General features: G+C 43.2%; 9 protein-coding genes and 1 pseudogene. All 10 read right to left on the bottom strand.

Features of this window, described 5'->3' with window-relative positions:
* Window positions 1–2: 2 nt before the first annotated feature.
* The 10 genes and pseudogenes from DXA05_RS01800 to DXA05_RS01765 all read right to left on the bottom strand — a co-directional run bounded on the left by DXA05_RS01800 (window position 3) and on the right by DXA05_RS01765 (window position 12,606).
* Entirely contained in the window at window positions 3–410 is a 408-nt protein-coding gene (locus DXA05_RS01800; protein ID WP_004300306.1) for a four helix bundle protein, read from the bottom strand.
* A gap of 146 nt (window positions 411–556) precedes the next feature.
* Window positions 557–1,366, bottom strand: coding sequence for a DUF1566 domain-containing protein (locus tag DXA05_RS01795; RefSeq protein WP_128858689.1), 810 nt, complete (start codon window positions 1,364–1,366; stop codon window positions 557–559).
* A gap of 25 nt (window positions 1,367–1,391) precedes the next feature.
* Window positions 1,392–2,179 (bottom strand): annotated as a pseudogene (locus DXA05_RS01790) (Vir protein).
* Between the two features lie 2 nt (window positions 2,180–2,181).
* Window positions 2,182–3,105: a hypothetical protein gene (locus DXA05_RS26915; RefSeq protein ID WP_284515369.1), complete on the bottom strand. Its 924-nt coding sequence runs from the start codon at window positions 3,103–3,105 to the stop codon at window positions 2,182–2,184.
* 167 nt (window positions 3,106–3,272) lie between these two features.
* Window positions 3,273–5,027, bottom strand: coding sequence for a hypothetical protein (locus DXA05_RS26910; RefSeq protein WP_284515368.1), 1,755 nt, complete (start codon window positions 5,025–5,027; stop codon window positions 3,273–3,275).
* Window positions 5,024–8,353 (bottom strand): hypothetical protein, encoded by a 3,330-nt coding sequence (locus tag DXA05_RS26905; protein WP_284515367.1) that lies wholly within the window; start codon window positions 8,351–8,353, stop codon window positions 5,024–5,026. The genes DXA05_RS26910 and DXA05_RS26905 overlap by 4 nt, the downstream gene beginning before the upstream one ends.
* Before the next feature lie 33 nt (window positions 8,354–8,386).
* Entirely contained in the window at window positions 8,387–9,178 is a 792-nt protein-coding gene (locus DXA05_RS26900; RefSeq protein WP_284515366.1) for a hypothetical protein, read from the bottom strand.
* On the bottom strand, window positions 9,145–9,630 hold the full coding sequence (locus DXA05_RS26895; RefSeq protein ID WP_284515365.1) for a hypothetical protein: 486 nt from the start codon (window positions 9,628–9,630) through the stop codon (window positions 9,145–9,147). Before DXA05_RS26895 ends, DXA05_RS26900 begins: the two co-directional genes overlap by 34 nt.
* 4 nt (window positions 9,631–9,634) lie before the next feature.
* The gene (locus DXA05_RS01775) at window positions 9,635–11,626 is read right to left on the bottom strand and encodes a hypothetical protein (RefSeq protein ID WP_004311560.1); all 1,992 of its coding nucleotides are present in this window, start codon (window positions 11,624–11,626) and stop codon (window positions 9,635–9,637) included.
* A 233-nt stretch (window positions 11,627–11,859) separates the two neighbouring features.
* Window positions 11,860–12,606, bottom strand: coding sequence for a hypothetical protein (locus DXA05_RS01765; protein WP_128858688.1), 747 nt, complete (start codon window positions 12,604–12,606; stop codon window positions 11,860–11,862).
* Window positions 12,607–12,728 lie beyond the last annotated feature (122 nt).

The raw sequence follows: 12,728 nt of genomic DNA, 5'->3' as shown, positions 1-12,728 counted from the left end.
GATTATGACTCCGGCTTTGCGACTTGTTGCGATCCGTTAGCTTTTTGCCGTTGGAGATCTGCAACCGTTTTTTTGTACCAACCGGTACTTTGCTTACCGATGCTCTCTGCAAGCAGACAGATTTCGGCAGTTTGAGTCAGGCTGGTCAAATGTCGTTCTTCACACACTCTTAGCAGTAATTTCAATGCATCAAACTCACACAAAAACTTCATCAGATAATCTGCACGGTGCTCAAGGTTCATATCTGTATTTGCATAACGGATATATTCGCAACAATGGACGGCAAGCATCATCAACTCCGTACCAAATTCATACCGGAACGCCTTGGGGAATTGTTGCCGGGCATCAATGATAAGGTTCAGAAGCTTATACATCGAATTTGATATAGGAAGGTCTTGTGTAAGTGCCATGTTAATTTTTTAATATTTTGATGTACGTATTAGAAGACACAAAGTTAATAACTGTAAAGCAATTAACACAATTTTAGCTCAAAAAAGTGAAACTAAAAAGCCCCTGCCGGGGCTTTTATTTAGCTAACTCTTTAAGGGATAAAGAATTAAAGAGATAAAGAGTTTATTGCGGCGAGGGGACGAACCCGGTTCGCGTACTGGCGGATGTGCGTGGTGACGCCGCCGCGGGTGAAGTACACGCCCCAACTGCTGGAAGCGTCATATTCGGTACTAGACCAATACCAATCATTTGTAAATATATTTTGATTGCCAAACATAGAAGTTATGAGCTCATTGATTTCGGTTTTATACTTGGCCATAAGCATAAGTTCACCCAATGCGGGCAGGTTCCACACGGTTGTATCTTCAATTCCGTCAGATTCAAGCGTACAGGCTTTATAGGCTCTGGCAACTTCGGCGGCAGGGGCGCCGACAGTTCCCTGGGTGTCCTTGACGCCTGCAAGGGTTTCTATTATAACATCGGTATTTTCCTTGCCGTCGAAGGTATCATAGAGTCCTTGGTTACCACTGCCGTAGTTTTTCAGGCCGCGTAGGTCGGTACCGTAGCCACCCCATTTGAACGTTTTATTGCCGCCTGCGTCAACGCAGTCGCTTTTGGCGATAATGAACTGGTGGCATTCGGCGCGAAGTCGGATGCCGATACGGATATACTTGGAGCGATTATTCGCGCTCATGGAGTTCCATTCGGAAGCCGTGAAAAAGACTTGTTCACCGTCTTCAATCCGGAGCGTAGCCAAAGAAAGGTCAAGAAGCGTACCTGACCATTGCATATATTTGGCGATGTCGCTTGCGGGGGTGTTTTCATTCACGGTTGTAAAACCTATTGATTTTAAGGCTTCTATCTGGTCTTGTTTATTCAAGCGCAGAAGCATGGCGTTGGCGATATTTTTATCCATTTTATTGTATAATATTAAGTTAATACTATTCGGAAGCAACAGCTCTCACATGAAGAAGGGCTGAATTTTTGTTTTGATTCGTAATACGCCCGGTATTCAGTTCGAACGCCCAGGCGGAGTTAGTATCCCAAATTGTTGATGACCAGTAGTATTTATCAGTCATCAGCATACTGTCACTACTCCAAAAGGTACGCATCATCTCATTGATTTTATCGCGGTAGCGGTACATCAGAAGCATTTGGCCGGATGAAGGAAGGAACCAGTTGGATTCATCCTCGATACCGTCACTTTCCAAAGTGTAGGCACGGTATGCACGGGCGGCTTCGGCAGCCGGCGCACCGATTACACCGCTATTGTTTTGGTCTTTCAGGCCGGTGATAATCAGGTCGGTATCTTCCTCACCCGTGAAGCAGCCGTACATGGCACCCAGTCCTTTTTGGTTCAGCCGTCTATGGCTTTACCCTGACCGCCCCAATAGAAGGTAGTAGTCATATCGGCATTATAGCACTCCTGGGCGGCGATTACGAAGGAGTGTCCATGGGCACGGATACGAAGCCCGCGTTTGATATACAGTTGCTTATTAGCGAGCGTAAGGGAGTTCCATTCGGCAGCAGTAAAGTATGCCTTGGAGTTATCCGAAATACGATTACAGGCAAGATGCAGATCAAGCAGACCGGCGGCCCACTTGATACGTTGTCCAAATTCAGATGCGCGGGAATTCTCGGTGACATCCGAGAAGCCCACGGCGTTCAGTGCTGCCACTTGTGCCTGTTTATTCAAGCGAAGCAGCGTTGCGCTTTGTTCATTCGTCATAGTTACTTGTTGATTAAATCATTAATATCCATATTGTCTTCAGCGAAGCGTTCGAGATATTCTTCGTAGGTTTCGCCGTTATAATATTCAAGGACTTCATTGATGTTGTCCAGCGTTACGTTATCGTAGTACGGTTCTCCGCCATAAGACTCATTATTGAACCAGTTGATCAGGTCGATGTAGGCATCTATGACGGTAAGGATGACAAGGCCGTCGATACCGGATTCAAGGGATTCGATTTCATCCGTTTCACGGATAACTGTCAGTTCATACGTGCCGTTGACTACCGGTTTATCCTGTCTGTTGCCGTCCTCATCTATTCCGGCAACTCCATATTCGAGAATGGCAAGAAGCTCGGAGCCGTCAGCCTTCAGTGTCATGTTCGAGATACGGAGCATGGAAAGTTTACGGGATGCCGTTTGTGAAGCGAGGACGTCACGGAGCATCTGAATGGCGTCAAGTTTAGGCGACGTTTCAAGACGCAGGCGTTGGACGTTCGGCATGGATTCTATTTGCAGGCCGGACGGGGCGGAAAGACCTGTATAGGTCAGTTCAGGAAGACCGACAAAACGGAGGCTTGTCATTGTTGGTGGAAGAGAGATGTCATTAATCGGAGAAGTCTCTGCAAGAGTGATGTTCTCCAGTTTGCTACCGGACGCATTGATATGGGCGATACGTGGGCATTTGTCGGTGACGAGCGTAGCGATTTGTGTGTTCCGGATATCGAGTGATACGAGGAAGGGCATTTCGCCGCAGTTCAACGAGGTAAGCGGTGCGTAAGAACCGATGGATTGTTCCGTATGGGTGTCAGAGCCCAAGATAAGGGTTTCCACAAGTTGCATGGCGGAGAAGCTCACCGTACTTGACAGGGAGATTTCAGACAGGTCGAGCAGCTTCATGCGGTCAGCCTGATAGATATACAGCAAGGCGCCTTCCTCATGTGAGAAGTTGGTGAATACATATTCTTCGCCCGCTTCAAGGAAGCAGCTTTCGGAAAGGTTGCCGCTAGCGTCATTGCCAACACCGAAGTAACCGTTTTTAGCGGCGACAATCCGGATGGTGGCGTTTGGTTTGGAAGATACGCGCCCGGAAATTACACCGCTGAAGAAATCACCTGTTTGGAAATAGCCGTCACGAATACGCCAACGTCTTTCAATGAAGGACGGAAGGGCGGTAAGTCCAAGACCTTGCAGGGCATAGAAGTAAATAGCGTCAGAGGTGGCTGTATAGGAGATGTATTTCCGTTCACCGTCGTAAGAACTAACCAGTTTCTGCCATTTTTTGAGCCGTTTGTCAATGAAGAAATGCGTAGCTCCTCGGGTGAGAACGGGTGCAGGGTGACGCCGTCAATGGTCGCCTGAACGTTACGCATAGCGGCGGCAACAGTACGCAGGGAGAGTTCCGTACCGGATGAGTCAGTCCACACTACTTGCTGGAGATAGATGTTATTAAACAGAACGGAGCCGTAGCCAGCATAAGGGTTAGTGAATGTTTCATCGCTCGTCCGGTTGGGGTCCACCTCGGCATCAACCGTGCAACCACCGTCGTTGTCCTTGCTGTTGAGCGTATCGCAGTCATAGATTTTATTCAGGTACATGCGCATGGCATCCTCGGAGCTGTACACACCGTCTGTTACGGAAGCATACTCTTCCAAGAACCACATCGGCTGCATATTCTTGGCGCGTTGGTCAGTGGCGGCAAGGTAGTCGGTGAAGATGTCATAACTCAAGACACTTTCCGGGCAGGCGTATTTATACAGGTTTTCCTTCCATGTTCTTTGCCAGTTCCCGCCTTTGGAGTAATCGCAGGAATCACAGAAGCGCAACCATCGGTAGAGGTTATAGGGCACTTTCTTACCCAAAGCGTAATCAATGGCGAGCTGGTCATCATCGACAAGCGATTCAAAGTAGTAAGTCCATGCCGGGAAGGTATCAGCAGAGATAGTTCCGTTATCCACGAGTTTCTGAACCCATGAGGACTTGTCCGTTTTCATGGCCATCATGTCCTGAACGGAGCCGACGCCCTGGAACCAGTCCATTCCCTGGTAGTTCAGAAGTTCAAAGCCTTCGACCGGATTCAGGACGTCACCGGTGACATTCCATTTGCCGTTTTCATACTTCATGGAACCGGACTGCTTTTTCCATGAGCCGTCCTGATACCTCATTATCCGGTATGAGCTGCCACAATACAGGGAAAGCAGGTACACGCTGTCCGTATCGAGTCCGTCAGTCTGTTTGAAGCGTATCTCAATTGCATCTAAAGTTTCGTCAGGAGTACCGAAGAACTCTATGAAGTCACCATAATTCAGGCAACCTTTGTTATAGCCGGGGGTATCTTTGAAGCCGAGGGCGAACTGTTCCCCTTTGTCTTCTTTCCAGTTGCCTTTGGCATGGAAATAGACGTTTTGCAGGCTGTCATCCTTACACCGATAGGTGGCTACCGGGTGATTGGCGGTAGAGTGGTTCATCTGCAAGTCTTCGATATGCAAGTCACCGCTGTCAAATGTTCCGTCAAATGCACGTTGGACAGGTGTCATATAGTTACCACCTAAGGCACGGTATGTAACGTTCATCATTTCACAGGCGCCGCAGTCGTTCGCATTGCCGGAATCGGAGTAATCGACTTTTACGGTAATGACATCGACCGGGATTGTATTATCACCGACCTGTACTTTGTTGATGGCAGCCAAGGCTATTGCACGGCGTCCTTCCTCCGTCGTATCGTCCGGATTAAGTAGTATGATTCGAGTGTCCTTGTTTTTGCCTTTGCTCTTGGCGAGGTAGTAGCGTTTATTCTTTACCGGGCGTTTGGCAGAGGTGGTTCCCTGGTTGCGGGTTTGGACACTCACGGCCTTGAAGTTACGCCACGGGCGTCGGGGTCAAAGTAATAGAGCGTGATGTATATCTTCGTACTGGTGGAAGTGGTGCCGTCCAGTGCTTCTATATCGGAGCCTTCATAGGGGCATTCGACAATGTAAGGCATACCGCGTGAATAGATTTCGGCAGCCGACGGGCGGCTTTGGGTACTACCCTCGGCTGTCTGGCTTTTAAGGATGTCCTCAAAGGCGTATTCCTTCACCATTACCTCTGTATCGGTCAGACGGACAAGGTAGTTCTTGAACGCCTGTGCCCATTCCATATAGGAGTTCCAGGCCATCATGTAATAAAGATACAAATCACCCAGTTTGCCGTCCATCGTTATATACTTGGTCTGAATCAGGGAGCCGCCGCCCGGAACATAACCAAGGCAGGCGACTTCCTCACCGTTGAGGAAGAGTTTCATCATGGAATACCGTGTGCCGTCACGTTCAACGTAGTTGCTTGCAGGTTCAACAACCACGGCTACGGTTATCTTTTCACCCTGTCGATAGGCGCGTTCTTCACGACGGGAAACGCCATTGTTACAGAAGATGCCGACCACCCGGCCGGTGACATAGAAGCCGGCACCGGACGTTTCGTCATAGCAGCTAAGGAGCAGGGCATCATCATCGGTCACGTTCTTGGAAGCGAAAGCGAACTGGATGGCGGCACCGTTGGATTCGATGGACGAGCCGGCAAACGGGGCATGGTTTAATGACACGCCCACATTCTCGGCTACGCGAAGGCAGTTCTCACCCAAGAATGTGCCAAAACCGTTGGTAGTCCAGTTGGCACCGTCCACTTTCATTTCATAATTACCGCTGACAATGCTATGGTCAGTTTCCTGATTGGTACGGGATGAGAAGTCAAAGTTATAGATGGCGCCTTCTTTTATGGCGGCGTCAATGGCGGAACCGCTAACTGTCACCCGGACAGGTTCGCTAGTCACGTCCTTGCATACGGCGGTATAGTTGACCGTATCGGTGCCGTCAGCCTTGTAGCCCTGCAGTTGTTGTTTGACCTGATAGGTTTTGTTACGACTGGCAGCAATTTGTGTTACTTGCACGTCATTGGCTTTCACGCTGACGGGTGAAGTCATTTCCAACGGGTCATAACAGGCAACATCAAGTTCTACGGTTTCATACAGTCGGACTACTCCACCGTTTTTATCATCGTATCTCAAGGCGACAAGAGGTGTAGAACTATTCGGGTCAATTACCATGACAGCCGTGTAGATGACATTTCCTTTCACTCCGGATGCGACATCCGTTCCTTGGATTCGCAAGGGATAGGTACCGTGTTCTAGGCCGAGGGAAGCAGGGCGGATTACAACGGAGTGCGAGTAGTTGTCATTTACAACGGTGGTAGACAGGGATTGCCATTCACCATTAATCTTGATGTCAACCTGGGCACTGATACCTTTATCAGAGGTGTTGTTTCCGAACTTATAGAGTGGAAGGCTGAAACTTTCAGTTGTCGGAGTAAGCAGAGTTTCAGGGGTATAGTTGAGCACCTGCACACAGGTACAGGTAATATCAACAGCTGTTACATTGACATTCTTGGAACCGGTGTTGCCGCTTTCGTCAGTGGCTATCAGCTTGAATTTCCGAGTACCAGCAGCCGTAAAGTATGTGGTGAAGTCCAGTTCAAAGGAGAAGTCCTTCATGTCACCGGAAGATGCTTTGTTGACGGTTTCAGTCCAGACGGTAAGCCCGCTTTCACGGTCTACGAGTTCCAGTTTCTCAATCAGGTTGTCAGAGGATTCGACACCGTTCGAGGTCACGGAACGAATGGCGGCAAAGGTTCGTAGCGTGGAGCCGTAAGAGCCATAGACAGGTGTCGACTGGAAAGCAATGGCAACAATGGTACCACCAGTTTGACCGCCGCCACCCGTGCCGATAGCGAACTGCACTTCATCGCCAAGGGTTTCACCGGCAGCGTTCTTCATCTGAAGTTTTACAATGCCTTCTGTTTCCACGTTTACGTCGAGGTTGGCCGGAACATAGGCATAGGCGCCACCAGTTGAAAAGGCGTCCTTTCCCCCTTCCGCCGGTTCATCGGAAGTTTCAAAAACGGAACTGCCACCACCATTCCCGAAGGGTTTCCAAAGAGAAGGGGTCGCAAAATCGGACACAGCACCCTGGAACTGCCGGGTTTCCATTTCATACTCGCCTGTTTTGTAAGTAATGATGAGACCCGTTCGCTCATATTTGACGCCAGATTCCTGTTGATAGGAGACAATGGCGGCAATAGCGGTTTCAAGGGTATAGTAGCCGTCTTTCAATGGGCGGATCTCATCAACAATGACGATGGGGTGTGTTACATCGTCAGCGGGCGTGCCGCTCTTCATATCCTCAAGGGCTTGCTTATCCTCGGCGGACAAAAGGCCGGCTTGTTCAAGGGTAGCAGAAGGCAGACGGAAGCTGTCATCCGTTTCTTTACCGGTTGTTTTGGACACTTTCTTAAAATACACATTGAGATAGGAAGCGTCAGACAGGACGGAGAATGAATCAGGTTTGATTATGTCGGAAGGGATATTTGTCATTGCATCCTCTAAAGCCTTTCCACGGTCGCCGGGGAAGGCTTCATCTTCACTTTCCCCAAGAGACAACGGTTCAGGCAGACATTCAGAAGGGACTTTACTTTCTTCGTTCAAAGGAGCGATACCGTTCGCTTTTCCTATCCTTTCCTCAAAGTCATTTATTACAGAGGTCCATTTGCCCCATGTAACACTCTCATTGGAAACAATACCTATTCGTGAGATTGTACAAACTGTACCTAAATATACACCTTCGGCATTGTCTGACATGGTAGCCAGTTGTATACACGAAGTGAATGATTGACAAACCTTATCAAGCTCCAACCGTTCAATTTGTATATTTACAGGAATCTTAGACGAATCAACAGACAAAATACACCGATAATTCCCAATAGAAGAATCCCCGGAATACATTGTTTTCAATTTATCCTTAAAGCTACCAATAGTAGTAAAAGAGCCAATACTTTTGAATGGGTCAGTCAAAGGATTGGATTTATCAGACACTCCTGTTATACGTTTCAACAACTCGGCGTCTCCATTCGATAAATCTTTTGCAATCTTATTGACATTCTCCACTAATGCATCAAAATCCCCATTCACCATTTTAGCAATGGTACTTGAAAGCAAATCAATAGATATTTTCCGACCACCACTAACTTCAACATACATATCTCTAGATAGCTCTGTTGTATCAGCCAGTTGTTCTATTGTAAGACTGTTTGTCTTCAACGCTTGCAGCACAAGGCTAATAATTTGTTGTTTCTCTGACTCTGTCATTTTATTCTATCTTTATTGTTTAAAACTATTATATTAATTTGATGACGGATCAGAAACTTCATCAGAAGCAACAGGTAACGTATCAACAAATTCACCGTCCCAAGTCACCTCATAATAAGTCCTATCATCAGTTCCTTTCAAGAACTCTAATATACCTCCTGATAATAAATCAATATCGTATGAACTTCCCTTTTGAGAAAATTGAACTTCATTCGAATAACCTCCCAAGACAACTGTAATCTGATTAACTTCCGAAGTTACGACACCAGCGCTTGTGAGATTAAAAGGTATCATGAACGTCACCCCACTATTAGCCGGTTTATCCAAAATCACTTTACAACTATAATTATGAGATGTAAAAAGACTAGTCATAATCTTCTGATAATGCACATACAACTTACCGGTGATTACTGACGTATATTCTTCTACAGCTTCACCACCAGACTTTATGCTCCTCAACTCTCCACTGTCAGATGTTATCCTATAAGTATCATTTTGAATTCTTCTTATAGACATTTGGTTGTTCCACTCCAAAACAGGATTAATCGTTTTTACCCTCTGTAACATTTGATTGAATACAAAACTCTTCAATCCTTCGATTTGCTGGTTAAGTTCCGGAACATTACTTTCCTTTCTTGCATATCGAATACCATCAAAGTAGACGTAATTACAGCATAAGACACGATTCAATAATTCAGCAAACCATACAGGGCATCCCATCCCATTTCCAAGCGTGAATAATACTGTTGTATATTCGTGGCTGAATAGCTCAACAATATCCTCATCAGAGGTCACGAACTGCTCATTATCCACACCGACGTCCATCCGTTATCTTTGAAACCACCAGGAACGCGAAAATCAAAAAAGTATTGCATCCCATCTATCCACCAGACAGCATCAAGACGCTGCTTATTATCTTTCATTGAATACTGAATAAGGCTGGTTTCTGATAACTCACATTCATCGTCCGTAACTTTAAAAATCTCACTCGTATTCCCATTAACTGTTACAGTATAGTATCCACATGGAAGCAATGAAATGTTATAGAAATAAAGAATCTTATCATCATTCATCTTCCATGAGCTTAATGATACAGGTGTAGATATATTACTTAAAAGATTATTAATGTAAACTATAGGCTCCTGCTCTTTGGCTGTCAAAATCAATTCAACAAAAATCCTGTCTGTACGTGCGAATAATTGCACATATTTACTCTTCGCTCCAAATTTATCGGTAGACGGAGAAAAAAACAGTGGGGTAAACGGGCTTATAATCATATTTCTAGGCTTTTGTTATTGAACGGACAAATAAATCATACTTCACTCCCTCGTTTCTCTCAACTGTACTACTCACCTCTTTGATGTAGCCCTCGTAAACTAGATCATCTTTTAAGATTTTAATCGTTTCATCATCTGTTGGTGGAATATCTTCATTATAAGTTGTGAATGAAACATCTCCACAAGTTATAATACCACTTTCAACGTTAAAATCATCTTTCATTCCTATACCATTGACAACAACATCACTATTACCGTCAGAAGAAGAATAAGATAGTTTTTTAGTGAACATACCAATATAGCCGGCATTTGCTTGCAATATGCCTCCTTGCCAATACATGGTATTAAACATCGTTTCAGGATCAAGTACACCACTTATTTCCCAACCGCTCCTTATAAGCCTATACTCTTTATATGTTTGTACTCCGCCATTATCATGTAATGTAGTACTGGCACAAACAAAAAACACATCATTGTCACTTTCACTATCCGTTGTATCTTGGCCTCTCTTTTGCGATAAGAATTCAATTCCATAAACATCAGCACGGTAAGGGCTAATCAACTCTAATACATTATCAGTTATATCAATGCCAGTAGTATATTCAGTAGTAAATCGGAATTCGTCACGACCATTCATACTTTCATAGTCCTGTTTATCATATCCTACCCTAACCAAAGAATATATTCTTGATGAATCAACCTTATACTCAAAACTAGAAAAGCTGCTATTTAAATCCTTTACATTGTTATCACTAAACAATTTGTCCCGGTGTTTAAAAAAAACAGTGACACCATTGATCACAGGCACAAAGCCAAAAACTGTTTCCATCCAGTTTTTAAACTTCGTATAAGAAGTATATAGCTTAGCTTGAGGGATTCCACGAATACTTTCAGCAGCTAATATCACGCAATTATCTAACCTTTCATCAACACCTGAAGCTATTTCACCATAGATACCTTCATTTCCACCATTCATGCTTTTAAGCAATCGGTTTAACACATCAATAGGTCTTATTGCATCCACATAGATAGGGTTAGCTCGAGAAGTAAAGCGTGTCTCAAATTTGAAATTACGAAAATAAATATTGCCAGTAGAAGCATTAACTCTGTTAAATGTTACCTTCAAATCAAAAAATAAAGCCTGCCCTTTAGTCAGATGAATCTTGATGGATTCATTCAGATTACTTGGGGTAACATCCCCCTTATTATACCCCCATCTTTTCAACTCGACTAAACGACCATCTTCGTAACGCCCACCTAGAACAATTTCAGCTTTAGTTGTATACGCATCACTATAACTGATATAGTATTCAAAACTAAAATTCAATACTATATCAATGTCGGACAAGGCTTTAACAAATACATTTGGATCATCTTTCGATTCCTGTGGTGCATCATAAAACTCAAGAGGTGAATCCCGTGACGGAAGTTCACCACCAGAAATATATAAGGGAAGCGAATATGTTATAGCTTCTACATATATTCCTTTGTCAATTACAATATATTGCAAAGAAGCATCATTTTCTACAGTATTACCACCTAATGTATGCGGTTGACTATAATTCATACTTACAGAATCATAATAAAGCTGATATACATCTTTTATCTCATCTACCGAATATTCGTACTGCGTTCCTTTGTTAGCCTTTATGATATTAGCGACACTATCATCTATCGAATTAATAGAAACAGTATTTCCATCATAGGTCAATGAACCGAAATCCAGTCGGCAACTGAAGAATTCTTCATAAGTATGAGAATTAGTTATAGTATAAACAGTGATACTAGCATTAGAAGCCAGGTATTTGCTCAAATACTCCTCCAATATGAGATCATAGGCTTCTCCCACAAACTGGAATTTTGAAGTAAAGGTTCTAGTTATTCCTTCAAGTCCGGAGCGTTTACGGGAAAACTTTATTTCATCCCAATTCTGAATACAAGATTTGGGAATATCATAAGAAATACTATCAACGGTAAGTACATATTTACAAAGCATTTTAACTCCTTTTGAACGTTCACGAGCAAATATATAGAAAAAGCCAACCGGTTTCCCGATTGGCTAAATTCTTGAAAATCATGCTTTGCTAAAATGCAATATAACTATCTGTTTTTCAAAACAATATCTATACCAAGGAATAAAAAGGACTTTTCAATGTCCTACATACTAATCTTTCCCTTTTAAAATGTCATAGAAATGTTCTACAGGTTAAATATGCATTATAAAAACAATTATATTAATGCAGAAACAGTACGTACCCCTTTAAATAGTTTCCCTAGTTCCTTATGTTTAGTAAAACACCAACCATGAACTTTTAAAAATAAATCTAATTCTGCTTGTTTAGGTTTAGCCGTATATGCTCCTAATACATTCTTCCTATTTGTTTTAAATTCAATATCTGACAATTTTATTGCCGGTATATTGCAAATTGTATATATAAATGGAGAATCAATTAACTGATATATTACCTTATATATTTCAGGAGGAATGTAATATGCATATTTCACTAGAATTTCTCTTCCTCCATCTATCATTCTTTGATTCTCGGAAAGTAAATATCTTTCCCAAGATATTTTTGGGGTAACAGGAGCAATAGCATCAAGTTGCAAAGAATCATAAATTCTTCGAAATTCATCTTCCAAGAAAATACCTTTATCTGTTTTAGGGGCATAATATCCACAATCACGGTAAGCCGTTTGCCAAAAGCTAATAAATTTATTACACCAAAGAGTTACATCATTATATGCCGCAAACTCAAGCGGTTTTTTCTTTCTAACTTCAATTCTTCGATATAATCTATCAATTACCAAAACTGTCAGAGCAGTCGTGCTCACATTTACAAAAAGGCTTATTCCTATATTATTAACAAGTTCTTCTTCTCTCAACATCAATACAAAAGAAAAAATCAATAGTGATAATATCACTAATATTATCATTTTATAGTCATTCCAAAAATCTTTCATATCTATTCTTTTCAAAAATATATCTATTAATCCAACAATAATTTATTCACCAATTCACCCAATAGCATTAAACTCGGATATATTACAAATATAAGTTTTTTTTGTATATCCACATAGAATATACTTCCATAATTCAT

The sequence above is a fragment of the Bacteroides sp. AM54-2NS genome, from assembly GCF_003602935.1.
In the GTDB taxonomy this organism is placed as follows: Bacteria; Bacteroidota; Bacteroidia; order Bacteroidales; family Bacteroidaceae; genus Bacteroides; species Bacteroides xylanisolvens.
Note: the sequence above shows the minus strand (reverse complement) of the source record. Positions and strands in the feature narration are given on the sequence as shown.